15 protein-coding genes, 1 tRNA gene and 1 pseudogene are annotated in these 26,177 nt (G+C 62.5%); 5 read left to right on the forward strand and 12 right to left on the reverse strand.

Annotated elements, in window-relative coordinates; all coding sequences use genetic code 11:
- Positions 1–11: 11 nt before the first annotated feature.
- Both ACK28C_RS08235 and ACK28C_RS08240 read right to left on the reverse strand, forming a co-directional pair.
- Positions 12–1,865: a bifunctional diguanylate cyclase/phosphodiesterase gene (locus ACK28C_RS08235; protein WP_015556268.1), complete on the reverse strand. Its 1,854-nt coding sequence runs from the start codon at positions 1,863–1,865 to the stop codon at positions 12–14.
- A gap of 25 nt (positions 1,866–1,890) precedes the next feature.
- Positions 1,891–3,246 (reverse strand): hypothetical protein, encoded by a 1,356-nt coding sequence (locus ACK28C_RS08240; protein ID WP_409152043.1) that lies wholly within the window; start codon positions 3,244–3,246, stop codon positions 1,891–1,893.
- A 318-nt stretch (positions 3,247–3,564) separates the two neighbouring features.
- On the opposite strand from ACK28C_RS08240, the gene ACK28C_RS08245 reads away from it, so the two are divergent.
- Positions 3,565–4,800 carry a coenzyme F420-0:L-glutamate ligase gene (locus ACK28C_RS08245; RefSeq protein WP_015556267.1) on the forward strand — a complete coding sequence of 412 codons (1,236 nt, stop codon included), beginning with the start codon at positions 3,565–3,567 and terminating at the stop codon, positions 4,798–4,800.
- Between the two features lie 457 nt (positions 4,801–5,257).
- Positions 5,258–6,607, forward strand: coding sequence for a TolC family protein (locus ACK28C_RS08250; protein ID WP_409152044.1), 1,350 nt, complete (start codon positions 5,258–5,260; stop codon positions 6,605–6,607).
- Positions 6,608–6,904: 297 nt separating this feature from the next.
- On the opposite strand, the gene ACK28C_RS08255 is transcribed toward ACK28C_RS08250, so the two are convergent.
- Entirely contained in the window at positions 6,905–9,031 is a 2,127-nt protein-coding gene (locus ACK28C_RS08255; protein WP_015556266.1) for a methyl-accepting chemotaxis protein, read from the reverse strand.
- Between the two features lie 1,100 nt (positions 9,032–10,131).
- Here ACK28C_RS08255 and ACK28C_RS08260 point away from each other — a divergent pair.
- Complete coding sequence (locus ACK28C_RS08260) at positions 10,132–10,365, forward strand: hypothetical protein (protein ID WP_208872783.1); 234 nt, start codon at positions 10,132–10,134, stop codon at positions 10,363–10,365.
- Positions 10,366–12,432: 2,067 nt separating this feature from the next.
- On the opposite strand, the gene ACK28C_RS08265 is transcribed toward ACK28C_RS08260, so the two are convergent.
- From ACK28C_RS08265 to ACK28C_RS08275, 3 genes are all read right to left on the reverse strand, one after another.
- A complete protein-coding gene (locus ACK28C_RS08265) occupies positions 12,433–12,708 on the reverse strand; it encodes a hypothetical protein (RefSeq protein ID WP_243440577.1) in 276 nt (91 codons plus the stop codon).
- A gap of 262 nt (positions 12,709–12,970) precedes the next feature.
- Entirely contained in the window at positions 12,971–13,300 is a 330-nt protein-coding gene (locus ACK28C_RS08270) for a hypothetical protein (protein WP_243440576.1), read from the reverse strand.
- Positions 13,301–13,834 (reverse strand): hypothetical protein, encoded by a 534-nt coding sequence (locus ACK28C_RS08275; RefSeq protein WP_243440575.1) that lies wholly within the window; start codon positions 13,832–13,834, stop codon positions 13,301–13,303.
- Positions 13,835–15,724: 1,890 nt separating this feature from the next.
- On the opposite strand from ACK28C_RS08275, the pseudogene ACK28C_RS08280 reads away from it, so the two are divergent.
- A pseudogene (locus ACK28C_RS08280) lies at positions 15,725–16,687 on the forward strand (LPD23 domain-containing protein); the annotation flags it as partial.
- 180 nt (positions 16,688–16,867) lie between these two features.
- Here the strand turns inward: ACK28C_RS08280 and ACK28C_RS08285 are convergent.
- The 4 genes from ACK28C_RS08285 to ACK28C_RS08300 all read right to left on the reverse strand — a co-directional run bounded on the left by ACK28C_RS08285 (position 16,868) and on the right by ACK28C_RS08300 (position 22,158).
- Positions 16,868–17,656, reverse strand: a complete 789-nt coding sequence (locus ACK28C_RS08285; RefSeq protein ID WP_409152045.1) for a hypothetical protein — start codon at positions 17,654–17,656, stop codon at positions 16,868–16,870.
- Positions 17,657–19,997: 2,341 nt separating this feature from the next.
- Positions 19,998–20,072 (reverse strand) — tRNA-Val (locus ACK28C_RS08290).
- Positions 20,073–20,212: 140 nt separating this feature from the next.
- Positions 20,213–21,328, reverse strand: coding sequence for an aldo/keto reductase (locus ACK28C_RS08295; protein ID WP_015556264.1), 1,116 nt, complete (start codon positions 21,326–21,328; stop codon positions 20,213–20,215).
- A gap of 296 nt (positions 21,329–21,624) precedes the next feature.
- Positions 21,625–22,158 carry a methylated-DNA--[protein]-cysteine S-methyltransferase gene (locus ACK28C_RS08300; protein ID WP_015556263.1) on the reverse strand — a complete coding sequence of 178 codons (534 nt, stop codon included), beginning with the start codon at positions 22,156–22,158 and terminating at the stop codon, positions 21,625–21,627.
- A gap of 301 nt (positions 22,159–22,459) precedes the next feature.
- Between ACK28C_RS08300 and ACK28C_RS08305 the strand changes: the two genes are divergently transcribed.
- Positions 22,460–23,014: a YqiA/YcfP family alpha/beta fold hydrolase gene (locus ACK28C_RS08305; RefSeq protein ID WP_015556262.1), complete on the forward strand. Its 555-nt coding sequence runs from the start codon at positions 22,460–22,462 to the stop codon at positions 23,012–23,014.
- 254 nt (positions 23,015–23,268) lie between these two features.
- Here ACK28C_RS08305 and ACK28C_RS08310 read toward each other — a convergent pair whose 3' ends face one another.
- The gene (locus ACK28C_RS08310) at positions 23,269–25,053 is read right to left on the reverse strand and encodes an ATP-binding cassette domain-containing protein (RefSeq protein WP_015556261.1); all 1,785 of its coding nucleotides are present in this window, start codon (positions 25,051–25,053) and stop codon (positions 23,269–23,271) included.
- Entirely contained in the window at positions 25,050–26,081 is a 1,032-nt protein-coding gene (locus ACK28C_RS08315) for an HlyD family efflux transporter periplasmic adaptor subunit (protein WP_015556260.1), read from the reverse strand. The genes ACK28C_RS08310 and ACK28C_RS08315 overlap by 4 nt, the downstream gene beginning before the upstream one ends.
- Positions 26,082–26,177: the final 96 nt, after the last annotated feature.

Raw genomic sequence — 26,177 nt, forward strand, 5'->3', positions numbered from 1 at the left:
GGCGCCGGACGTCAGAGCTGCGGCATCTCCTTGATGAGTTCGGCAAAGACGGAGACGTCCTTCAGGAACTCATCGGCCTTTTCCACGGGGAGCGGCACGGAGAAGAAGAAGCCCTGGCCCGCCACGTTGTACTCCGCGAGCCACTGGTTCTGGTCCTTCGTCTCGATGCCCTCCGCCACGATGCCGAGGTTGAGGGAGCGGGCCATCTCGATGACGCTCTTCACCAGGCTTGCGGTCTTTCTGGACTTCAGCATCTGATCGATGAAGGAGCGGTCTATCTTCAGGCTGTCCACGGGCAGCTGGCTGATGTACTGCAGCGAGGAGTAGCCCGTCCCGAAGTCGTCCAGCGCGACGCTGATGTTGAGCTTCTTAAGCTTTTCCAAGCGTCCGCGCGCCTCCCCCAGGTTTTCCATCAGGACGTCCTCCGTGATCTCCAGGGTGAAGCGATCCGTGGGGAAGGTCACGTTTTTCAACTTCCCCTCGATGAAGTCGAAGAACGAAGCGTCCTTCAGCGAGAGCCCGGAGGCGTTGGCGTTGAGGTGGAAGTTCAGATTGGGGTACTTCCTGGTGAAGCTCTCCATGACGGCGAGGGCCTGCGAGACGATGGATCGGTCGATGGCCGTCAGCAGGCCCGATTCCTCCGCTTCGGGGATGAAGGCGCCAGGCGGCAGGATGTCGCCCGTTGGATGCCTCCATCGCGCCAGCGTCTCAAAGCCCAGGAGCTGCATGGTGGCCGTGTTGTAGATGGGCTGGAAGTAGGGGATGAACTGGTCGTTCAGAAGGGAGGTCTGGATCTCCGCAGTGACCTTCAGGATATCCTTGTGCTTCGCCTCCTTGTCCCGATGTTCCGTCGCGGGGGAGACGAAGAGGACGCAGCCCAGGCCGCGCTTCTTCGCCGCCTTCATGGAGCTCGACAGGCCTCCCAGCACCTGAAGCGCGGAGAAGTCCTTCGGGATGTCCAGCATTGCGGTGAGGCAGGCGCTTGGAAACACGCTGTCCCCGTCGATCCAGATGGGGAGGGAGATGAGCTTCAAGAGTCGGTCCAGGGTGGACTCCAGGTAGGATTGTGAGCTCACGCCCTTCAGGATCGCCATCACCTCGTCCCCGCCCGTGCGGAAGATCGTGGCGAAGCCGTGGAGGATGGTCTTGGTGCGCTCGATGACCTCGATCAGGACCTTGTCCGCGGTGTCGGAGCCGTACTGCTCGTTGAGCAGCTTGAATCGGTCCATGTTGAGAAGGATGACGCTGAAGGTGTAGCCGTCCGCGCTGTTCAGCTTGCGGAGCTCCTGGTTCAGGGAGTCCATGAAGCAGTCCCGGTTCGGAAGGCCCGTCAGGGAGTCGTAGTAGGCGATGCGCAGCAGGCGCTCGTTGGCGGCCTGCTGCTCGCTGAGGTCGAACAGCGCGGAGAGCGTGAGCTTGTACGCGTTCCACGTCACGGAGCCGGTTAGCTGCTTCACGGGCAGGGCCACCCCCTCGGCTCCCAGGAGGATGAGGGCCTGCCCGTCTGGAAGGTCCTGCCTCTCCCGCTCCGCCGGGTCCTGCGCGTCCTCGGAGTGAGGGTCCAGCTTTGCCCTGGGGACGAGGATGGAGGGGAGTTTTTTGCCCTTCAGGAAGTCCTCCGGGCCGTTGATCAGGGAGAGGAGAGCCCGGTTGGCGTACAGGATGCGGTCCTGCTCGTCGCTGATGACGAGGGGGACCGGCAGCTGATCCAGGATCGCATCACGGGAGGCCAGCAGCTGCTCCGTCGAAAGGGAGGCGGCCTGCCGCCCCGAAAGGGCCGAGTCTCCGTCATCCGCCGGCAGAAGCGCCGACAACGCCTCGTCCAGGAGGCCGAAGGATGGGGCGGCAGGTCGGAATGGCTTCATGGCTGTCCCTTCATCATATCAGTCCTTAAAACCGATGGAACTCGTAGGCTGAGAACTGTGCGATGAGGCGCAGAGCGGCCAGCTGATCCTTCGTCGGCGTCGCGCGGTCGTCCGACCCCAGAGCGGCGAGCCCTATCAGGGACCGGTCGTCGCAGATGGGGAAGAGGCAGGTCATGGAGGCCATGCTTGCCCACGGGCACTTGCCGAGCCCCCAGGCTTTGAGGGCGGTGTCGGCGCTGACGTCCCTGAGGTCGATCTGCGCCTCGTGGACCAGTGGAGCGGCGACGGGGAGGGACGTGAGGAGGACGCCCTCGTCGGGGTCGTCGGCCAGACGGTTGGTCCGTTTGGCCGCGCAGACGTACCCGCCGCGCGCCTGGTCCCAGATGGCCAGGATGCAGTTGGGGAGGCGGCCCTGTTCCATGAGGACGTCGGCCAAGAGAGAGCAGAAGTGGGCCCGGTCCGGCGCGCCCTTCAGGACCTTCAGGACGTTGGAGAGCGTCATGGCGGTGAACTCCCCGGCGAGGTTCTCCTCGGAGGCCCTGCGGCTCTGCTCTCTCAGGGCATTGATGGCGATGGCCCGGACGGCCAGGTTCCCCAGCAGCTCCATGAAGTTCAGCACGTGGGCGTCCGGCAGGTTGTCCCAGGTCAGGACGCAGAAGAGGCGGAGGGGCTCCTCCGCGATGGGCAGGACTGCCTCGAAGGGTGCGCGGTCGGACCGGGTGAGGACGGGGGTCGGGGGGAGGTGCTCCTCCTGATACACCCCCGTCCGGTCCGGGACGGAGTCGGCCCGGCCGGCGATCGGCGTCAGGGCCGTGCCGTCGTCGTTGAGGATGGTCACGGTCTTGGGGAACAGGCTCTCGCGCAGGACGTCCGCCAGAAAGGCGGTGAAGTACTGCAGCGGCATGGGCTCAAAGATGGACGCCAGCGTGTTCTTCGTGGTCAGGATCATGTAGGAGAGGCGGGAGAGGCGCTGTTCCGTGGCGTCGATCTTCTGGAAGGTCTGCCACAGACGGATCATCCCGGCGTAAGGCTGAATCTCCGAGAGCAGGGCGTCCTCCGGCCGCTTTCCCAGGAGGACGAAGATCGCCCACTGCGCCCCGCGGATGCGGAGGACGCAGGGCCAGGGGTCGCTGCCCCGCGCCGCCTCCACCTCGAAGGAGCCCTTGGGGGGGCGCTGGGGAAAGAGGGGCCCCAGCTTCAGGTCGGCCTCCTGGAACGTCAGGGAGTCGGGGGACAGCCCCACGGCGTCCAGAACCTGGTAGCCCGCCTCCCTGGGTTCGAGGATGAGGGCGGTCAGCCCCTTTGACCTGAGGAACTCCGAGAGGTACTCCAGCGCGCCCCCGGATACGATAAAGTCTATTTTGCGATACAGATCTTCCATGAATGCCACCTCCGGCTTGAATGGCGCCCCCATCGACGTGGGGCGGTCGGTCAAAGACACGTCCTGGAGCGCCCTGGGGTCCGCATGTTTGGGAACGCGGACCTCGATGCGTTTTTGCCGCACTGTCCCCGCTATTCTATCGCTTTTCAGACAGAAAATCGACAATCCACGGACCCTTTCGATGATTTTCGGGAAAGGGTGGCGACGGGGCGCCACACGGGACCCTCCTGCTTGTATTATAATAGAAAAAATACGGTATCACACTCTGCCGCCCTCCGCGTCGAGGCGGGGGACGGCGGCATCTGGAGGCTGAAAGTTATGGAAGAGAAGCACGGGGTGGAAAGAGGCGGGCCCGAAGGGCACCGGCGTCGGGTCGGAGTTGAGGCCCACGGGATTCGGCTGCCCGTCATCCAGCGGGGGGACGACCTGGTGCGGATTGTGGCGGAGAGCCTGATCGAGGCGGCGCGCTCCCCCTACGCTCCCTTTGCCCTGCGGGACAGGGATGTCGTCGCGGTGACGGAATCCCTGCTGGCGCGGGCCCAGGGCAACGTCGTCTCCCTGGACGACATCGCCCTGGACGTCGCGGGGAAGCTGGATTCGGATGAGGTGGCCGTCGCGTTCCCCATCCTGAGCCGCAATCGGTTCTTCCCCCTGTTCAAGGCGCTGACGAAGGCCATTCGGGGCCGAGTGCACCTCTTCCTGTCCTGCCCCGCGGACGAGGTGGGCAACCACCTGGTGGACCCCATGGAGTACCTGAAGCGCGCGAGTGGCCTGCCGGAGTGCTTTGGCCTCGATGAGTTCCGCCGGCGCTTCGGGGAGTACCGCCACCCCTTCACGGGCGTGGACTACGTCGAGCTCTACAGGGGCGTGGCTCCGGACCGGATCGAGGTCCACTTCACGAACAACCCCCTGAACGTCCTGAAGGCGACGAAGTGCGTCATCATGGCCAACATCCACCAGCGAGGCACCTATGCGGCGCTTCTGAGAGAGCAGGGCGCGTCGGTCCTGACGCTGGACCAAATCTGCAACGCCCCGTTGCGCGACGGGGGCGGGTACAACGCGGAGTTTGGCCTGCTGGGGTCCAACTTCTCCAGGGAGGGCAGCGTGAAGCTCTTCCCCAGAGACGCGGAGCGCTTCGCCCTGGACCTGCAGCAGGAGGTCCTGCGGCGGTCCGGACGCAGGGTGGAGGCTATGGTGTACGGTGACGGCGCCTTCAAGGACCCCGCCTGCGGCATCTGGGAGCTGGCGGACCCCGTGGTGTCCCCAGGGTTCACGGAGGGGCTGCGGGGCACGCCCTCGGAGATCAAGTTCAAGATGGTGGCGGACAACGCCTCCGGGGACGCAGAGGCGGCCGTACGCGAGGCCATACGCTCCAAGCCCGCGTCGGATGGGAAGGAGTCGGGGCTGGCGGAGTCCCGGAACGCCCTCGGTACGACGCCGCGGCGCTATACGGACCTCCTGGGCTCGCTGTGCGACCTGGTGTCCGGCAGCGGGGATCGGGGAACTCCCGTCGTACACGTCTCCGGGTACTTTGACTCCTGGAACGACGAGTGACGGGCGCTCCTCTGGGCAGCCCTCTTAAAAAGCAGCACTTTTGCGCCGGACCGTCCTTGCGGGGACGGTCCCTTTTTGTGGCGAGGGCAGGATGAGCGTGCCCTTTGGCCTTTTCGCAAGGGCGTTTTGGCGTTCCCCCTTCCCCCTCTTCGATCTTCACAGGAGCCCTTTGCCGCGTTCACATTGTTCTCATATCGGAGGGGTATTTTGTGCCGCATGGAGAGTGCTTCCGTGATGGACGGACCTCCCCTGCGAATGGCGCTGCGGCTGTCCCGATCCTGGGAAGTGCGTAGGACAGGATACGCTCCTGTTTTTTCGTCAAATGGCGGTTTGAAGTTTTGCGATGAAAGCGTAATCTGGTCCGCACAGGTTTTTTTCGTGAGGGGCTCTCTTCTTCCCTGTGGCTGTCCGGTGGATTGGAGCGATCTCCTTTTGAAGTTTGGAGGCTGAGAACGACATGAGATCGGAAAAGAGAAGAAGGGGCGGGAGCGCTGTTCTCCTTGCGGTCCTGCTCTGTTTGGTTCTGGCCGTCTTCCAGGCTTTCCCTGCACGGGGAGAGGAGACGGCCCGTACCCTGACGCTGGAGGACTGCCTGGCCTTGTCGGAGGCGAACCATCCCGACCTTGTCGGGGCGGACGCGAAGAGCGAGGCGGAGCGCCGGCGGCTCTCCCTGGCGGCCGCGGAGGACCGCCTGCAGGCGTCGGTCAGCGCGTCGGCGAACCGCTCCGAAAGGGAGGGGGCGTCCGCGGGCAGCAGCTACACGGTCGGGATTACGGCGAGCCTCAAACTCTTCGACACGAACCGGACGAAGTACGCCGTCGAGGCCCAGCAGAGCGTGCTGTCCGCCACGGAGGCCGAGGGAAGGAAGACGCGGCTGCAGGTCCGTGCCGGGGTCAAGAAGGCCTACATGGACCTGCTGCTGGCGGGGGAGGTCCGGGGCCAGAGGCAGGAATCGGTGGATTCGTTCCGGCGGCATCTGGAGCGCGCGAAGGGCTACTACGAGACGGGGCTCAAGCCGAAGATCGACGTGACGAAGGCCGAGGTGGACCTGGGGAACGCCCAGCTGGCGCTGGTGGAGGCGGAATCTGAGGTTCGGGTTGCGCAGGCCGCGCTGCTGAACGCGATGGGCGTGGACTCGATGGGGCCGTTCGAGGTCCGGATGGCGGAGCGCAAGCTGCCGGAGGCGGCGGAGGACGATGCCGAGGCCCTGGCCCTGGAGCACCGTCAGGATTACGCGGCCGTGGACCTGCGGACGCTCGCCGGAAAGGCCGAGGTGCGCTCCGTGGCGCGGGGCTCCTCCCCTAGCCTGTCGCTGAGGGGCGGGTACAGCGCCGGCGGCGAGGAAATCTCCTCGCTCAGCTCGGAGTGGAACGCGGGCCTTTCCCTCACCGTCCCCGTCGTCGACGGGGGGGCGACGGCGGCCCGAACGGATGCTGCGAGGGCTCAGGTCAAAAGCCTGGAGGCGGCCCGCGAGGCCCTGCGGCAGAACATCCTTTTGGAGGTCCGCAAGGCCGTTCTGAACGTCCGCAACGCCAGGGAACGCATCCGCATCGCGGGACTGACGGTCGCCCAGGCGGAGGAGAACTACTCCCTGGCCGAGGGGCGCTACCGGACGGGCGTCGGCGATTCCCTGGCGCTCTCGGACGCGCTTTTGGCCCTCACCGACGCACGGCTCTCCGTCTACCGGGCCCGCTACGACCTCCAGGTGGCCCAGTTCGCGCTGGAGAGCGCGACGGGGGTCGAGCTGACGGAGCCGGAGGGCTCCCCGAAGGAGGGGGAGGGTAGGGACGGCGAGTGTTTTTCATAAGACGCGCCTGTCTGACATTTCCCGCCAACGCCTCCACAAGGCAATCCATTGCCTTGCTTCGGCACAGCCGACCGACACGACGCCGACCGCCTGTCGGCGTCCGTAAGTCGTGTCGTCTGGCTGAGCTGCGGAAGTCCCCCGGACTTCCTTCGCCCTCAGCCGCCTTTGGCGGCACCTCCCCTAAGGGGAGGCGAGGCAACCCCTCCGACCAAAGTCTGCCTCCCCAACAAGGGGAGGCAGACCATAGTATCTCTTTAAGTTAAGAGCGATTGGGATTGGCCCTTCAGACTTTAGCAATCAGCCTTTTAAAGCCGCCCTCCCGGCGCCCGAAGCGCCCGCGGACACCTTGAAGCGCGAAAGGGCCCCCTTCAGTCTGTCCGCCAGGACCGCAAGGCCGTCCGCCTGCTTCGCAACTTCCTCCGCCACCCTGGCCGTCTCATCCGAGGAGCTCTGTATCCTCTCCATGTTCTGAAGCATGTCCACCGTCGATTTTGTCGCGGCATCGATGCCCGAGGCGATCTCCCGACTTGACGCTGCCTGCTCCTCCGCCACCGCCGCGATGTTCTGGATTCGGTCGTTCGCCTTGTCTATCTGCCCCATGGCCTCGTTCAGGGACTCCTTGGCCTTATCCGCCTTCTCCGTCGTCCGCGTCAGAAGCTCAGAGGACTCCGTGCTCGAATTCATCGTGTCCCTCGCCCCGGCCTGCAGCGTCGTGATCAAGCCCTTGATGTTGTTCGCCGCCTGACCGGAATCCTCCGCCAGCTTACGGACCTCCTCAGCGACAACGGCAAAGCCACGCCCGGCCTCTCCGGCCCGCGCCGCCTCGATCGCGGCGTTCAGCGCCAGCAAGTTCGTCTGATCCGCTATCGACGTGATGACCCCAACAAATCCGCTGATCTGCCCCACGGATTCCACAAGCTCGCGGAGCCTCTCCCCGCTCTCCTCGGACTTCTTGAACAGAAGGCCCATATCCTCGATCGTCTCCTGTACCATCTCCACCGCCTGGCCTGAGACCACCGTGGTCTGAGAGATGAACTCCGCACAGTCCGTCGCCGCCTGTGCCGCGGTCATCGACGCCGCGGACATCTCCTCCGTCCCCGCGTTGCTCTCCTGCAGCGATGACGAGTTCGACTCGCAAAGCGACACAACGCTCTCTATGGCCTGTTTTGCGTTTGCGATGGACTCGCTGGACTGACTTGACGAGGTGCGCATCGTGTCCGCGCTCTCTGCGCTGCGCTCCGCAATCTCCATGGCTTCCGTTATCGTCCGGCGCTGTGCCCCAACCATCTCGATGAGGGCATCCGACAGCTTGCCCAACTCGTCGTTCCTCTCCTCGCCCAGATCCGCCCGTGTCAACGTCAGGTCCCCGCCCCCAGCCCGTTCTGCCACGGACACCAAAAGCGAGAGCGGCTTCGTGATCATCCGTGAGATCAAAAACGCTATCAGCAGCCCGACAACCACAGAGACCACCGTCAAGGCAATCAACATCAGGACGGAGAGGCTCAAATTGTCATCCGTTTGAGTGATGATTCCCCTCGTGCGTTTCTGCGACACATCGAAGATGGCGTCGCTCAGCTCGTCCAGGTCGTCCCCCTGCTGTTTGACGATCTTTGTGAGCTCGCTGATTCGGACGAGCTGGTCCGCCAGCTCCCTCACGCCAGTCGAAAAGGCGTGCAGGTGCGTCAGTGCGTCCGCAAGGTCTCTGCGGATCTCCTCCGAGCGCGTATCATCCAAAAGCTTCTGTCCCCGCTTCCCCATCGCGTCCACCCGCGAGAGGATGGCATCGATGCCCGAGACGTCACGGTTCGCCATCACCCAGGAGTAGCTTCTGCGGACCTCCCCTATCTCCGTGGTCAGCGCCTCGCCCTCGCGGACCCTCTCGAGCCTGCGCTGGGCCTCGGTGGCGTTCCCTGCCGAAATGTCATTCTGCAGCTTCCGGTATATGGGCACAAGGGCTTCGTTGAGCTTGTCCAAAAACTCCTGAGAATCCTTGGCCAGGCCCTGCACCGTGTTCCGCTTCGCCTCCGCGAGGGAGACGACCTCCTCCATGTTTTTGGAGTAGGCCTCGAGGGGACCCTTCAGGTCCGAGATCCTGCTCAGGGCGACCAGTCGGGGGTCCTCCCGATACATCCTCTCACCACGGGCGATACCCTCCTCCAGGGCCTTCAAGGAGTCACGCCCTGTCTTCATATCATCGGCGTCCTCCGCGTACAGATATCCCCTGGCGGAAAAGCGCAGGCCGCTTATTCCGTCGTTCAGGTCCGTGATCAAAGCGAGCACCTCGGATATCTTCGCCATCAAGCGGTTGTCCTCCTGCACCCCCGAGATCTTCGCCCGGGAAAATGCCACCGCGACGACGAACACCAGCAGCACCAGCCCAAACCCCAGAGATAGCTTCAGCGAAATCCTCATGTTGCGAAACATACAGTTCACTCTCCTCAAAATAGCGTCCTGCCCCGATAGCCGATTCGAAAACGCTCCCTATATTAAAGCCAACTCCACGGATAATGTCAATAAAATTCCTGGCAAGTTCAATAACTTAAACTGTTTTTTCAAAAATATAGTAAATACCAAAATAGCCTAAACACACCGGGTGCTCTTTTTTGCCTGTGAGTTGGGATGAAATGAGGGAGGGGAGGGGCACCTCCCCTTGCGGGGGAGGCGAAAGCGAAGAGGCGCGTTTTTCAGGCCCCCTGATGAAGCCCCTAAGCTATGCCCCGTTTCTTGGGCACAGCCCACTGCGTTCGCTGGCAGTCTGCTTGTGCAAGGGGGGCTGTCGAGCCTCGAAGGGAGGACTGAGAGGTTGTTTTGGCCCCGAAGGGGATCGTCCTCTCGCTCTTTCGCTGATCTGCCCCGCCCCCGCGCTTTCAATCCGCCTCGGGGCGTGCGTATTTCTACGATGTCCCCCTCCGTGTATCCTTACGTTGTCCGTCGGAAGCCCATCCCCTAATGCTTCCTCCCGGACGGGACGAGCGTCATCGAGTTCTTCGAGACAGCGAACAGGAGCACGAGCTTCCACGAGTTCCATATCTTCAACAAGAGGGTGGAGTTCAGCGACGGGGAGGATGTGCCCCCAGATGGCCGACGACGTGAAGACGATCCTCGATGAGGCCGGAGTCTCCCGCGAGGCGTTCGACACGGACACGAACGGCGTCCGGGGTCGGCGGGGGAGGAAATAGCGGGGGACAGGGTTTTACCCCCGCCCCCTCCCGTCGCCTACCGTCTTACGACGGTGGAGCCTGGCTTAAAGCAGATGCTTACCGTCAGGTGTCCCAGCTTCAGATGGAGCTTGAAGCTGAGGCTTCTCAGCCAACGAAACACGTGAGGTTCCTCCCTTCAAATCAAAAAGGGATGTTCGCCCCGCTAGAGACGAACCAACACGAGGGGTTGCCCCGTGAAGACTGAAGACGGCAGAGTAGCGGTCCCTCAACTGGCTGATACGGTATCCATATTTTATCAGAGCAGGATAAAAATATCTCCCTTTTCTTCAGCGCTAGCGGACGCTAAGAAAAGGGAGGCACCTCATGATGTTTCATTGGCTGGCTAGATTATACCACAAAAAAAGAGCCTCTTTCCCGTGTTCTTTGAAGCTGGCGAACTCCAAAGAGGAAAGAGGCACGCTCTCATATGCGGCTAGATTATACCACAAAAAGCGCCTCCTTGAAATTTCGGCGCTAGCGAACACCGAAAAAGGAGGCACCCCTGCAATAGCTGAGGTAAGTATACCACACGCCCCTCTCCAGGAGGGGCTTTTTTGATACCAGGAGGGAATCATGAAAATCCACCTGCCCGACAAAGGACTGACCCTCAGTTTCCCCGACGACATGACCGAGGACCAGATGCGCGACGCCATCAACCGAAATTTCTACCCGGAGAAGCTGTCTTCTCAATCGCTCACCCCTGGGGCTGATGCTCTCCGACCCGTTGCAGAACATGGCGACATTTGGGCTGGGCAAGCTGTTCCCCAACGCCGGGGCCGTCACCCGCACCCTGGGAGGGCTCGCGCTCAACATGGGGGGCGAGGGGTTGGAGGAGGTCCTGGAGGGCGTAGCGGCGAACAAGGCCGTGGGAGACCCCAACGACTGGAGCGAGCTGGGGTACGAGGGTCTTCTGGGGGCCCTGTCCGGTGGGTTGTTCGGGGGCGGCGGCATGGCGGTTAATGCCGCAGTCAACGCACTAACGAAGGGCAACAAGAGCACTCCCCCCGCCGCAGAGACAGGCGCTGCACAGGCCCCCACTGACCCTGTGGCCGGGGCCTTGGAGGAGATTCGCAGGGAGGACGACACCCGGCAGGCGCTCTCCGGCACGGAGCGTGCCGAGCTGCTGCGATGGGCACATGGGGAAACCGGGCGCATGGCCGAGGAGGCGCAGTTTGCCGAGGACGGAACGCCGGAGAACCCGCTGAGCGAGGCTGACCTTGTGCGGTATCAGGAGATACAGGACGCTATGAAGCGCAGGGACTACGCTGCGCTCTCAGCGATGCGGGGGGAGGCGGAGGATGCCCGGAATGTAGCCCAGCAGGATGGAGAGCAGTACGAGCAGCAGGGCGTAGGGCCTGCACAGACAGCGCCCCGACAGGCGGAGAGTACAGGGGCTAGGGGAACCGTACGCACCCGGACGCCCGCCGAGCTGCGTCAGCTGGCCAAAGACGTGGAGGCAAGGATGATCGCCGCGGGCCACGACGTTGAGGAATCCAAGGCCATGGGCCTGCTGGCGTCGGAGTTCGCGCATCGCTTTGCGGAGCGCACGGGCACGGAGGCAAAGGACGCGCTGAACATCGAGTTCCGGCGGGGGAAGGCACAGGAGAAACGGGGGACGCAGGGCAAGGGGTACGCTCAATCCTCGACACGCCAGAGCGAGGAGTACGACCCCGGCGACCCGAAGACCTGGCCGGTCGGGGCCGCCCGGGACGAGGCGTTGGCGCTCGAGGCGTGGCAGAACTTCGAGAACGACGATGAGGTAGAGACCTGGCCGGAGAGTCCGGAGAAAACTCGTGCCCTGGAACTCCAAAAGGAGAGCAGGCAGATCGATGCGTGGATTGAAAACCTGCCCCGTGAGGAGTTCGACCGGAGGCTGCGGAGCGACGACCCGGAATTCGTCTGGAAGAACGAGCGGGGGACGGAGCTCGAAAATGAATTGCACGCGCTGAGAAAAAGCCTGAGGAAGGGAAAGCCCAAGGGGGCCGAAAGGCGTCTACTCCAGCTCATCGAGGCCGAGGAGGAGGCCGCGGCACGGGAGGCGGAGGAGGAGTACTACCAGCGGCAGGCCGAGGAGACCAAGAACATCCGCCACGGGCGGGCTGCTATGGAGAAAGTCATCGCCGAGCACACCGACGTGATGGACGCCACGTTAAAAACTTTGCCTGTGGGTTGGGGCGCCCCCAACGGCAGGACGTACTTCCTGCCGGACGGGACGAGCATTATTGATTTCTTCGAGACCGCGAACAAGAGCACCAGCTTCCACGAGTTCGGGCACCACATCCTCAACAAGGTGATGGAGTTCAGCGGCAGGGAGGGCGTGGACCCTCAGATGGCGAAGGACGTGGAGACAATCCTCAAGGAGGTGCACGTCTCCCGAAAATCATTCGACGCCGATATAAAGAACGCCCGCAGGCGAGCGCACGAGTTCTTCGCCCGCGGGTTCGAGAAGTACCTGGCCGAGGGGAAAGCCCCGACAAAGACCCTGCGGGACGTGTTCTCGCGCATCCGCAACTGGATGATCGAGGTTTACGAGAGGATTGCGAACATCCCCGGCAAACAGCTTTCCGACGAGATGCGGGGCGTCTACGACCGGCTGTTCGCCTCGGACGGTGCGTTCGGCGACGTCTACGGCGCGGAGGACGTGAAGGCCGGAACAAACGCCCCGGCCCAAACGCAGGAGATGGTCACGACCACGACCCGGAAGGGTGTGGAGGTTGTCATGCGGAGGGCCAGCAGCCCCGCGTGGCGCACGGCGGAGACGGACGCCGTGGCCGAGGAGCTGGAGCGCAAGATGCTGGCCGTCGGCAAGGACCGCGAGGAGGCGCGGGTGTTCGCCAGGGTCGGTGCATCCGTCGCCGGGATGCTGGCGCGGCGCGCCAATATCTCCCCGGCCGACGCCATGAAGCTGACGCTCCGGCGCGGCGAAGACGCCGTGCAGAGTGAAGGGTTCGCGCAGCCGGTGAACGCCGGCGTGGACCTTGGACAAAAAGTGCCCATACTGGACCTGAGCGGGAAGCTGGAGGACGCTAAGAAAGCGACACCGCAAGAGCTATTTGCATTCTTGAAGGCGGAGTTCATTGGCAGAGAGCCAAATATAAGCTCTGATGGCGAGGCGTTGATAGGTATCCCCTCCAACTCTGCGGCAAGACACGTTGTGCGCTCTTCACGGAAGGGGCTGACCTATGAGGATATGGACACGCGGACGGCGGGGCTGCTGTCGCTGCGTGAGGTTTTGCAGAATGCGCGCCTGATAGAGAGCCATAAGAACCAGAAGGATAATAAAAAGCATCTCAAAAACGTACATCGCTTTTATATCCCTGTCTGGTCTTCCGACGGGCTGAAAACGTTGCGCGTCGTTGCTCATGAAAGAAAATCCAGCGATGGCAGGATACCTGTTGAAGTTGATTTGAATGACGTCATCATTGAGGGGGCAAGCAGAAACCCTGCGCGCCTCTCTGGCACACCCCTTTCGGGAGTTCTTCCAGAACGGCAACTACGCAGGGTTTCTGAGATCACTATAGCCGATATGCTCCGGGGCGTCAAGGACGCGGAGGGCAGGCCGTACGTCGGGGAGGAGTATCGGCAGATCGGCACGAAACGCAAGAACGAGATGGATGCCTCGCTGGCGAAACACAGGCCGGACCTGACGCCGGAGCAGCGCACCGACGCTATCTCCGAGATCGAGAAGCTGGGTGAGGAGGTCAAGGCCGGAGGCTCGCCGAAGCACGAGAAGGCCGCCACAAAGTGGCTGCTGGGCGGGCACATCATCCTGCCGGAGGACAACTACAAAATCCTCGACGCGCTCAAGATCTGTGAGCAGCAGCACCTCGACCCGATGAGCTTTGGCGACCCCAACGAGATACTGGCGAAGTACACCATCAAGGAGAGCGCCGCTGAAAAACGGGTGAACCCGGACACCGTCTCGGAGCTCAGCGACAAGAAGGAGTACCCCGATGGCATAACCGTCTACACGGTGCAGAACGATAAGGCTGGACAGGCCGCTGTAAGGAAGATTATTGATACGCACTGGGGCGAGGACGCCAACCCGTGGTGCCTTGCGGCACGGGGGAAACGCGGCGGAATGACCGACGCATGGAGGATGTGGCGGAATTATGATTCCATCCCGAAGCGTATTGCGTTTCAAAATGGGAAGTTGTTGGCGTTTTGCGCATCCGATAAGGAGGAAACGCAGTGGTGGGACAGGGAGGATGAATCGTTTCCTGCAATCCCATACAGACTGGGGAAAGGCGACGGTGTCATTTATGGTTACCATGAAGATTTGGGACACAGCTCGAAGGTAAAAGAAAAGCTAAAGGATGGAACAATACGCGAGTTCTATCCGAGTAATCAGATTAAACGAATAATCCTACCCGGGAAGTTTCTTCGTGAATGGTACCCGAACGGGCAGATGCAGACGGACTATACTCATGGTGGCACAAAAACAGAATGGCACGAGAATGGACGGAAGGGATACGAATCTCTCCCTGATGGAACTGAACGCCAGTGGCATAAAAATGGACAAATGTTGTACGAAAAACTGCCTGACGGAACATCTCATAAATGGGCTTATGACGGGCTTATATTAAGTGAGAGGTTCTCCGATGGGACACATATTGAATGGACTTGGGCTCATGGCCCCAGAGGCAAAGGTGTGGAAGTGATAGAAACCCTGCCCAACAGGACAAGGCGAGTATGGGTTTTGACCAGCGCCCGAGAAATCAAGCAAATGCCAAACGAGGCAAAGCTGGATTTTATCAGAAGCAAGCAGCCCAAATACATGATTTTGCCTGACGGGACACGGCGCGAGTATGAGCAGGAAGCAGAGGTCTACAACCAGATCGCCTATAACGGGACACCACGCCAGAGCGCCTCCGGTCAGCAGGAGGCACGCGAAGACCCCGGCGCTTTGCTGCGCAGGGTGTGGGGTAACAACCTGGCATACCAGACGCGCGAGGACCTGGAAGGAGTCATCGCCGCCATCAATGGAGGTCTCACCATAGAGGGGTTCCCCGACGATGGAGTAGGGTATTTCCTGACCCGCGAGGCGCTGGACCGCATGGGGCTGGAGCGGCCAAACCGCGTGGGCTATGACGAAAACGACCCCACGACGTGGCCGGAGGGGCCGCGTAAGGAAGAAGCCGTAAAGTATCGCGCACTTTTGGATGAAACACCCCTGGACGGGGACGAATACGAAAAAATCGAGGCAATCCTCGACCGGCTGTGTGATGAAGAAGCCCGTGACGCGGAGAAAGAACGCGAGATATACAGCAGGCTTGAGGAGTGGTATGCCGGTCACCTCAACGCTATGAAGGACGACGCAGAAGATCGCCTGCGGGATATGAGGCTGTTCGGGGTCAACAGCCTTGCGGAGCTCTACGACCGCATGGACGAGGCGGAGGCGACTCCGGCGTCCGAATGGGACCCTGAGCTGCGGGCGTTCATGGAGCGTTTTGTGACGGTCACGAAGTACTACGAGCCGTTTCTGGGGCGGGGGCCGGAGGACTATGCGTTCTATGAGGCGGGGAGCGACCCCGGCGAGACGATGGAGAAGCCGACCCGCTGGCGTGGGGTCCCGGAGCTGGAGGAGCTGTTCCTCGACCTGGCGGAGGTCGAGAAGAACCTGGCGTTCGACGATGACAAGGAGGTGCAAAAAGGCCTTCGTAAAGAGAAGGCCGGCATCGTCAAGGAGGCCCACGCCATCCTGAAGCGAATGCACAAGGAGCTCGACGCCCTCATCGACGAGAACGAGGCGCGGCAGAAGGCACTGTGGGCCAAGGCGGAGGAGGCCGGGATAAAGGTAGAGGACGATCAGCACCCGGAGACGTACTACCAGATCATCGGCAGGCGCGGGGCAGAAACCCTGGATGCTGCTGAAGAAGGCACGGCCCGCCTCGACAACCTGAACGTCGCCCGCGAGATGGAGCAGGCCGGGAAGGACGCCAGGGCGATTCGCCTGGCTACGGGCTGGGAGCGTGGGGCGGATGGGAAGTGGCGGCACGAGATTCTGGACGGGACCTTCCGGCGCGAGGGGTTCATCACCAACCCGGATCTGCTGGAGTTTCGTGAGCTCGAAAGGAAATTTATTGACGGGGATATCACGGAAGAAGAACAGGCCCGGCTTGAGGAGCTGAAGCCTGTTGCACGGCAGATAAGGGAGCCATCCCGGCTCTCTGATTTTTACGACGCGCCGGAACTTTATGCGGCGTACCCGGAATTGGCGGATATCAATGTCAGGTTCCAGACCGGGCACAGGGAAATTAGCGGGAGCTATAACCCATTCGGGAACACAATTTCACTCAATGCGTACCTCCGAAGTGATATCGCAAAGACAGCGCTTATCCACGAGATACAGCACGCGATACAGAACATCGAAGGGTTTGCCGGCGGCGGGAGCTTTGCGATGGAGGGCGAAAACTATCACCGCCTTGCAGGAGAAGCGGAGGCCCGGAATGCCGGGAGACGCACGCTTCTGTCCGACAAAGAACGCAAAGAGCGCCTGCTGGCTGAAACAGAGGACGTGGCACGGGAAGATCAGATCATCCTGGAAGGGATGATGGAGGCATACTCTGAGCAGCAGGCCGAGGAGACCGAGAACATCCGACGTGGGCAGGCCGCCATGGAGAAGGTCATCACAGAGCAGACCGACGTGATGGACGCCATGCACCGGGAGGAGCTTGGAGATATCGCGTTCCTTTGGGGAAATAAGGGGGCCGGGATAGCTCACATCTTGGAATATCATATCCCGGAGGGGACAAGGCCACAGGAGTTTATGAGAACGTTGGTCGATGTTATTGCAAAAGGAGATGTGGGGAAAGAATATCCTATCCAGAATGGGCGGAAACGGCGCGTCAATATAACAAAAGGCCCTTATACCGTCGTGCTGGGTAAAGAGTACGATGGCAAAAAAGTTAATTGGGTTGTATCTGGATGGGATGAAGATGTGCCGGATAAAAGAACCCCCCGCCCCGATACGCCGGACAAGGGCCAAGACTTCTCCGGCGCTACGCTCTCCGAAGCTACATCCTCCGCAACGAAGAGGGAGCGGGCCAGGGGGACTGCCCTAAGTAAACCACCTCTGCCCCAAAAAAGCAAGCCCGAGTCCGCTATCAACGCCCGTTTGACGGTCCAGCCAGACGGCATGAGCTTGATCGAGTTCTTCGAGAACGCGAACCGGAGCACGAGTTTCCACGAGCTGGCGCACCATGTCTTCCGGATGCTGGACGAGCTCAGCAGAGTGGAAGGGGCAGACCCTCAGCTGAGGGCCGACGTGGACGAGGTGCTGCGGCACGCGGGGGTGACGCGGGAGGAGTTCGATTCCGAGGACGCCGAGGTGCGCCGGCAGGCCCGGACGCAGGCTCATGAGTACTTCGCTCAGGGGTTCGAGACGTACATCGCCGAGGGCAGGGCGCCGAGCCGGGCCCTGTGGGGCGTATTCCGCAGGCTGCGGGCGTGGATGATCGAAGTCTACCACGACGTGGTGCAGGCGCTGGGCATCGAGCTCAGCCCGGAGATGCGGGATATCTACGCCCGCCTGCTGGCGACCCCGGAGGAGATCACCGCGGAGACGACCGTGCAGGAACTGGCCGTCGAGAACGCGGCGATCAAGGAGGAGATTAAGCGCTATCAGGCCGAGCTGCGGGAGCGGACGGAACAGGAGCAACTGGGGTACGAGGCCCCCGACGAGTGGAGCTTCTACGAGGTCCCGGAGGATGCCAGGGAGGCCGTGACCGGCTGGCTGGGACAGCTTGAGGAGTACGAGTTCAAGCGCAACGCGCACGAGGCCGTGCAGAACGTGGCGCGGCTCATTCGCGAGAACGGTGGGCTGCGCTTTGGGGATTTCATCGTGCAACTGGGAGAGGACCTGGCGCGGGACGTCCGCAAGCGCTGGCCGGGGCTGTTCCGGAACACGACGGAAGGGCCGCAGCTTGCGTTGGACGTCCTCACCGAGGCGCTTCAGGCGCACGGCATTGATCTTGACGTTCAGGGGCTCGTGGACTGGCTTCAGGAGAACGTCAACGAGGTGGTGAAGAAGCCCGCCCCGCTAGTGGAGGTTAACGCCGACACGCTGAACGCGCTGGTGGAACATCTGGGCGTGGACGGCGCGCGGGAGTACATGACGGACCGCCGGCGGTACCTGACGAGGCTTCAGAAGGCGCTCCAGGCGGAATACGACCAGGACAAGAACAACGCTCAGGTCAAGGCTGACCTCGAGGCGACGTACCGGGAACAGAGGGAGATCGCCGAAAGCGTCAAGGCACTGGACCAGACGCTCTCAGCGGAGGGCGACGTCGTGCCCGAACGCACTATGGAGCCGGTGGCGCTCACTCCGGAATCCGGACGCTCCATCGACGAGGCGGACGACAGCGAGTTGCTGATGTTGCCCGACGGGTCGACAGCCCTTGGCATGATCGACGAGGACGTAGCCGCAGCGGCGGGGATACAGGCCGGGGTCATTCAGGCCAACGTCGGGGCTGTGAGGCACGCGGAAGAGAAACACGGAGCCCAGATACTCGATGCAGGGTATCCTGATGTGCAGACGTTTATTCTGGACAGCCTGGCAGAGTTCAATGAGGTGCGCAGGGGGTCTGGGGATTCTCTTTTGCTCATCCGTCGCGGAGACGAAAAGAAACATCCCACCGTTGCGGTGGAGCTGATCAATGAGGATGGGGTCTATCGTGTAAAGACAGCGTGGTTTGCAAACAAAAATTATGTCAGCAGAAAAAAATTGCTTGCGACGAGGAGCGCAACCCCCGTCAACGGCCCTGCTTCCGTTCTGGCTTCGGGCTCCGGGAGTCAGGAGGTGCAGGGTAACTCCCGGCGTTGGAGCGCTCGCCAGACAAGCAACTCTGTTGAAAGTATAGCATCAGCTAGCAAGGACGGCAACCCCGAAGCCGTGCTCACGCTGTCCGAAGCGATGCGGCGCGGGTACGCCATGGCGGAGAAGTACAGCAAGGCCGCCTGGCGCCAGGGGGTCAAGGAAGGGCACGCCAAAGGACGCGCCGCAGTGGAGGCGCGTATTACCGCGCTCAAACAGAAGCTCAAGGAACGCCAGGAAGTCAAGGCTGAGGTTGGAGAGCTTGTCAAGGGCATCAACCGGATGGCGGGCTCCGAGACGGTCACCTGGGCAGCGCACAAGGAGATCGAACAGCTCCTGTCCTCCTACGACCTGAAACGGCGCAGCAAGAAGACGCTGGAGCACAGAACGGAGGTCGCCCAATGGCTTAGGGAGGACCCGGAGCTTGCGGAGGCCTTGAACGAGAAGGACACCGCGCACCTTGGGGAGACAACGCTCAACGAGATGACCATAGACGACCTGCGCGCCCTGAACGATCAGGTGCAGCAGATCTACGACCGCGGCGCTGAGGAGTACAGGATATGGGACCTTGAACGCACGGAAAGGAAGGACACGATCTACACCGACCTGCGGGACACGCTGGAGAAGCGGAAGGCCGACCTGCCAAAGGTCGTCACCGGGCCGGAGGACCTCAAGAAGCAGTACAAGGGGTTGAGTGGTAAGGCGGCGAAGGCCAGAGACTGGACCTATGCCGTGACGCTGGCAAAGGACCGCTTCTTCGACTGGCTTGACCACGGGCGCACGGGTTATCACGGACCGTTCGTCAAGTACTTCGTCGATATGACGGCAGCAGCCCGAGACGAATCGTTGCGGCACATTCAGGCGCGGCGGGAGTGGGTGGAGACGGGGCTGCGGGAACTGGGGTTCCGGGTGTCCGACTTCGCGCGAATCGCGACCACGTACAACGGGAAGGACTACACCTGGAGCGAGATTCAGGAAATCTACATGGGACTGCGCAACGAGAAGAAGGCACAGGCCATCCTGAACGGCAACTTCAAGAACTCTCTCGACGCCTCGGGCGACACAGCGTACCTGGTCAGCCTCCTGAGCGAGGAGCACAAGCGGGCGGCGGAGCTGGTGGCGGAGGACCACAACCGGAACGTGGACCGCATCGAGGCCGGGATGATCGCGGCGTACCAGAAGGGCATGGAGCGGGAGACGGACTACACGTCGATACACCGGCTGGGATATCCTGCCGAAGGTTTTCAAGGCGGGGATTGTGACGCTGATGTAAAACGGGGCCCTGCGGGGCCCTCTTTTTTTGTTTTTGCTTCAAGGGCGCTTCAAGGAGAACAAAAAAGGTTCAGGAGAAAATCTCCTGAACCCTTGCTGTCACTGGTGGGCGATAGAAGAATCGAACTTCTGACCTCTTCCGTGTCAAGGAAGCGTTCTACCTCTGAACTAATCGCCCCAACGGTGAAACATTATATCAGTCTCTTGCTTTTTGTCAAACCAATGGGCCGTTCCCAGTCCGCAGGTCGTGAGGCTTCATCGATTGAGCGCGTTTAAGATGCCTCCATCGTCCTTTCATATGGCAGGGCTGAAGTGGAATTACGCGAACGCCGCCGCCCTGGCCAGCTCGTCCCGAATCGCGATGTGCTGCGGGCAGACCTGCTCGCAGTGGCCGCACCGAACGCACTCCGCCGCGCGCTTCCTGCCGTGCCCGCCGACCAGCCAGGACTCCTGGTGTTTGGCGGCAGCCAGGTCGCTGTAGAGCGTCAGGGCGTTCATCGCCGTGAACGTCCCGGATATCCCGACCTCCACGGGGCAGACCTTGGAGCAGTAGTTGCAGGTCGTGCAGGGGATCAGCGGGATGTGGGCAAGTTCCTCCCTGGCTTCCTCCAGCGTTCGCCGCTCCGCGTCGGACAGTCCCGTGAAGTCCTTCATGAAGGACAGGTTGTCCTCCATCTGCGCCAGGTCGCTCATGCCGGAGAGGACGGTGAGCACGCCGTCCAGGTCCGCGGCAAAGCGAATGGCCCACGACGCCATGGAGGCGTCGGCATCGGCCCGCCTCAGGATATTCGCCACCGACTCCGGAGGGGTCGCCAGCATTCCTCCCTTCACGGGCTCCATGACGATCACCGGCTTGCCGTACTTCCGGGCCATCTCGTAGCAGGCCCTGGACTGGATGGCCGGGTTCTCCCAGTCGCCATAGTTGATCTGAAGCTGAACGAACTCCATTTCGGGATGTGCCTTCAGGATATCCTCCAGCTCCTCCGGCGTGGAGTGGAAGGAGAAGCCTGCGTGCCGGATGAGCCCTTCCTTTTTCTTCTCCTGCACGAAGCTCCACATGTCGAAGTCATTAAAGAAGTGCGTCCTTCCCTCTCCCAGGTTGTGCAGCAGGTAGAAATCGATGTATCCGGCCCCCGTTTGCCTCAGCGAGGTCTCGAACTGCGCCACGGCGTCCTCGCGGGTCTTGCATTCCAGCCACGCGGCGTTCTTGGTGGCCAGCTGAAATTTCTCCCTTGGATAGCGCTCCACCAGCGCCTCGCGAATCGCGTCCTCGCTGCCCGGATAGGCCCAGGCGGTGTCGAAGTAGGTGAACCCCTCCGCCAGAAAGCGATCCACCATCCGTTTCGTCTGCCCGACGTCGATCGCGTCGCCATCCCTGGGCAGGCGCATCAGGCCGAAGCCCAGCTTTTTGATCCCTTCCTCAAGGCAAGTCATCGTAACTCCCCCCCATGTTTTTCGCCCTGACACAAGTTCCGTCAAACCGCCCAAGTTCAGCGGCATCGGGTCAAAAGCGCCGCCACTTTGGGATAGCGTCAGTGTATATCCTGAAGTCGACTCCGGGTCAAGATGGAAATGGATGAAACCATGTCACGCTGTAAGGGCGATACCGTGTGAAAAAACGACTTCAACTTACCCCAAAGCATTGTTTTTATATGTGCTTCATTGGCAAGACCGGAGGTGAAAAAAGATTGGTCTGCGATGGGGGTAGGGTGTTAAATGCCCGCTGAGGCTCAAAGCGCCGTACCGCGCCGGGGCACGAAAAGGCGCGACATGTCGACGCCCTCCAGGGTCAGGAGCTTTTGCTTTTTGTCCACGCCGCCGGCGTAGCCCGTCAGGCTTCCGTTCGCCCCCACCACTCGATGGCAGGGCACGATGATGGAGATGGAGTTGTGTCCCACGGCACCCCCCACGGCCTGAGCGGACATGCGGGCCAGTCCCCGCTGCCTTGCGAGCCGGCCCGCGATGTCCCCATAGGTCACGGTGTGACCGAAGGGGATGGCGCGCAAAATCTGCCACACCGCAAGCTGGAAGTCGGAGCCGATCTCCTTCAGGGGAGGAGTGAAGTCCGGAGCCCGACCGGAGAAGTAGACGTCGAGCCACCGCCGCGTGGTGTCAAAGACCGGCAGATTCCCTTCCTCCGTATCCTCCGTGATCTTGTCGCAGAAAAATTTTTCGCCGTCAAACCAGAGCCCGATCAGGCTCTCGCCGTCGCTTCCCAAGGTGATGGCTCCCAGGGGCGACGTGTAGCGTCCAAGGTATTGCATGGGTGCTCCTCCTCATACCGGCGCCCTGAAGGCACAGAGGGGCGCGTCGCAGTCGCCGCACCTCTCCACGTTCTGCAGGCAGGTTGCAGCCCTGGGGGGCCCTTCGCCCCGCCAACACGAGTATAGTATAGCGATTTTTTCCTGGGACATACGGTTGTTGTCGGCCATGGAAACGGCCTTCCGAGGCCGGCCTGCGGGGCAAAATGAAAGGCGCGTTCCATCTGTTAGAATGGACGAAAAGACGGGGTCGTCCCCGACACCCCGCCCGCTCCTGGGGACGGCAGATGAGGAGGTCTAGCAGATGTTCATCAACATTCATGGATTCGGAGGGCAGGGGGAGAATACGAAATACCTCTGGCTTCGAAAGACGTACCCGGAGGAGGAGATATTCTGCCCCACCTTCGACTACACCACGGCGCATCCGGAGGAGGTCCTGTCGCGTTACGAGGCGGAGGTGCGCGCCCAAGTCAAGGCGGGCCGGAGCGTGAGGGTCGTGGGCACGTCCTGGGGCGGCTTCTTCGCCTACTGCCTGAACGCCCTGTTCCCCAGCCTGCCCACCGTCCTCGTGAACCCCTCGCTGAACCCCCACCTGTCGAGGCGCTGCATCGTGCTGAACCATGACCTGTTGCTGGAGTACATGGAGGTTCTGAGCCGCCACATGCTGCGCCACAGCGACGCGAGCTGTGCCGTCATCATCGGTTCCCGGGACGAGGTCATCCCCCATGAGGTCGTGACGGTCCCCATCTTCGCGCCGGAGAGCGTACACCGCTTCGACGTGCAGCACAGCTTTGACATGGACGCGGAGCCGGAGTTGCCCCGGCTCATGATGGAGCACTTCGGGAGGACCTTTGCCTGAGCGGAGAACGCTTTGAGGTGGACCGCCCATTGCAGAGGTCAGCGGACGGCAACCGGAAGGCTCTCTGAAGGGCGTAGCTCCTTTTTAAAATTTCAGGGAATCGCTGAAGGATACCCTGAGGTTTGATGTTCCTTGACTTTTAACAACTTTTGAAGATCGATCAACCCTTCCTTAAGTTTCTCGTTTTGGAAGCGATGGGGCGTGAGGGGCTTCGGTCGTTGCCCTCCAGGGATGAGCGCTGTCAAAAATGCCCCCTAAAGCAGGGACGCTGGGGCCGCGTCCTGTCTCTCGATCAGGGCGATGAACGCCTCCTCCAGGGTCGGGTCGGGACAGGCCTCCGTCCGCACGGAGGCCTTGAGCGCGTCGGGAGGGCCGGAGGCGATCGTCCCGCCCCGGTACACCAGCGCGATGCGGTCGCAGTACTCCGCCTCGTCCATGAAGTGCGTCGTCACCATCACGGTGACGCCCTTCAGCGCAAAGCTGTTGATGCAGGTCCAGAACTCGCGCCGCGTCACGGGGTCCACGCCGCTCGTCGGCTCGTCCAGGAACAGGACGTCCGGCCCGTGCATCACGGCGCAGCCCATCGCCAGGCGCTGCTTGAAGCCGAGAGGCAGCGAACCCGCACGGGAGGAGAGGTAGGGGGCGAGGCCAAAGGTCTCGACCACGCGCTCCAGCGCCGCGTCGCCCCTCAGCCCGTAGATGCCGGAGAAGAACCGCAGGTTCTGCAGCACGGTCAGGTCCCCGTACAGCGAGAACTTCTGCGCCATGTAGCCCAGTCGCGCCCGCGCCGCGCCGGGAGCCGTCCTGAGGTCCAGCCCCGAGACGGCGCACTCGCCCTCCGTGGGGGTGAGGAGCCCGCACATCATCTTGAACGTGGTGGACTTTCCGGCTCCGTTGGGCCCCAGGAGGCCAAAGATCTCGCCCCGTTCGATCGAGAAGGAGACGTCGTCCACCGCCGTGAAGTTCCCGAACCGCTTCGTCAGGTGCCGCGCCTCCACGGAGACGCGGCCCGTCCCCTTTTCCTCGAAGAACGCCGCCACCGCGTCGCTGCCGCGCCGGGCTCCGCCCAGGAGCTGCATGAAGGAATCCTCAAAGCGGGGCGGCGCAGGCCTGAGCGTAAGGCGGGAAGAGGGATCGGCCAAAACTTCGGCCTCGCAAGCGATGGCGTCCAGGTTCTCTCTCAGCTCCGCACCGTCGTCGCTGGTCAGAACGCGCACGCTGGAGCCCTGGATGACCGCGTCCAGGGTACACTTACGCTCCATCAGGGGGGCGATTAGCTTCCGACGCCTCCCGCCGGCCCCGCCCAGCAGGAAGACCCGGCCCTCGACGCGCTTTGCCAGGTCCTCCGGCGTCCCGTCGTAGAGCAGCTTGCCCTCGTTGAGGAGCAACACCGCGTCGCAGGCCTCCGCCTCGTCCAGGTAGGCGGTGCTCCAGACGACGATCCGGTCCCGAACCAGGAGCCCCCGCACCATGCGCCACAGCTCCCGCCGCGCCAGGGGGTCCACGCCCACGCCCGGCTCGTCCAGCAGCAGGACGGGAGGCCGGGAGAGCAGCGTACAGGCCAGGCCCAGCTTCTGCTTCATGCCGCCGGAGAGCCGGCCCGCCAGGCGGCCCGTGAAGGGCTCAAGCCCCGTGAAGGCCAGGAGCTCCGCATAGCGGTCGGTCCGCTCCCGGCGGGGCACGGAGCGCAGCTCGGCGTACAGGTTCAGGTTCTCCATGACCGTCAGGTCCTCGTAGAGCCCGAAGCGCTGCGGCATGTAGCCGACCCGCTCGTGGATGGCGTCCGCGTCCTCCGCCGTGTCGCACCCGCACACGGAAACCCGCCCTGCGGTGGGCGCCAGGAGGCCGCAGAACAGGCGCAGGAGCGTCGTCTTGCCCGCGCCGTCCGGCCCCACCAGCCCCGTGATCCGCCCGCCTCCAATGCGGGCCGTGATCCCGTCCAGCGCGGTGCGTTTGCCGAAGGTGCGGACCAGCCCCTCGACGACGATCTCCGAGGTCTTCTGGGAATCGATGGGCAGCCGCTTCTCGACCTCGCTCATCTTGACGCCGCGCCCTCGGAGGCCTCGATGGATTCCATCAAGACGGTGACGGGCATCCCGTTCTTGAGCCGCCCATCCCGATCGTCCTCCACCAGAATTCGAGCGCGGTAGACCAGGTCGGTGCGCAGGTCCTCGGTCTGCACCTGCTTGGGGGTGAACTCGGCCGTCGGGGAGATGAAGGTGAGCGTGCCCTCGATGGGGGCGGGGGACGAGTCCGTGACGATTTGGGCCGGCATGCCCACCCGGACCCGTCCCAGCTGAGGCTCAGGGATGTAGGCCCGGACCTGGATGGGGCGCTCGAGGGCCAGGGCGTAGACGACCTGGCCGGCCCCCACGACGGTTCCCGGTTCGGTGACGCGGGTCAGGATGGTCCCATCGGCCGGGGAGCGCAGCTCCGTGTCCGAAAGGGCGTTCTCGGCCGCCGCAAACCGGGCGCTGGCCGCCTCATAGGCCGCCTCCGCCGCCTCGATGTCCTCCCTGCGGTAGCCCTCGCGCATCAGGGCCAGAGCGTTCTCGGCCGCTGCAAGCTCTGCCCTCAGTGCGTTGCGTTGCGACGACGCCCGGTCCAACTCACTCTTGGCGACGGCCTTCTGGGCGAACAGGTTCGAGATGCGGCTGTAGTCCTTCTCGGCCAGGTCCAGCGACGCCTGGACCCGATCGCGCTGCGCCGCCGCCTCACGGACCTCCTCGGTGCGGAACCCCCGGTGCAGCTTGTCCAGGGCCGCCTTGGCCTGGAGCATGGCCCCCCTGGCCTCGGAGCGTTTGATGCGGTAGGGGACGGGGTCCAGGATGCTCAGCAGGTCGCCGGACGCCACCCTCTCGCCCTCCTCGCGGTAGACCGCCTCGACGCGGCCCGATACGCGAAAGCCCAGGAGCACCTGTCGGATCTCCACGTTGCCGTAGAGCCGAATCCGATGGGGGTCCTTCTCGCGGAAGCGATCGATCAGCCCATCGAGCTCCCCGTTCGCGTAGAGCGCGCCGAGGACGGCAGCGAGAACGAGAAGCAGAAGGGCGAACCGTTTTTTCATGGAAAAGACTCCTTTCTTTCTCCGGGGCTCCTCCCCGGAACCCCGGCAAGGGCCGCGGGCCCTTGCAACCCGATTTATGGACCGATCGGGGAAAAA

It is taken from the genome of Fretibacterium fastidiosum, assembly GCF_964642095.1.
Taxonomy (GTDB): domain Bacteria; phylum Synergistota; class Synergistia; order Synergistales; family Aminobacteriaceae; genus Fretibacterium; species Fretibacterium fastidiosum.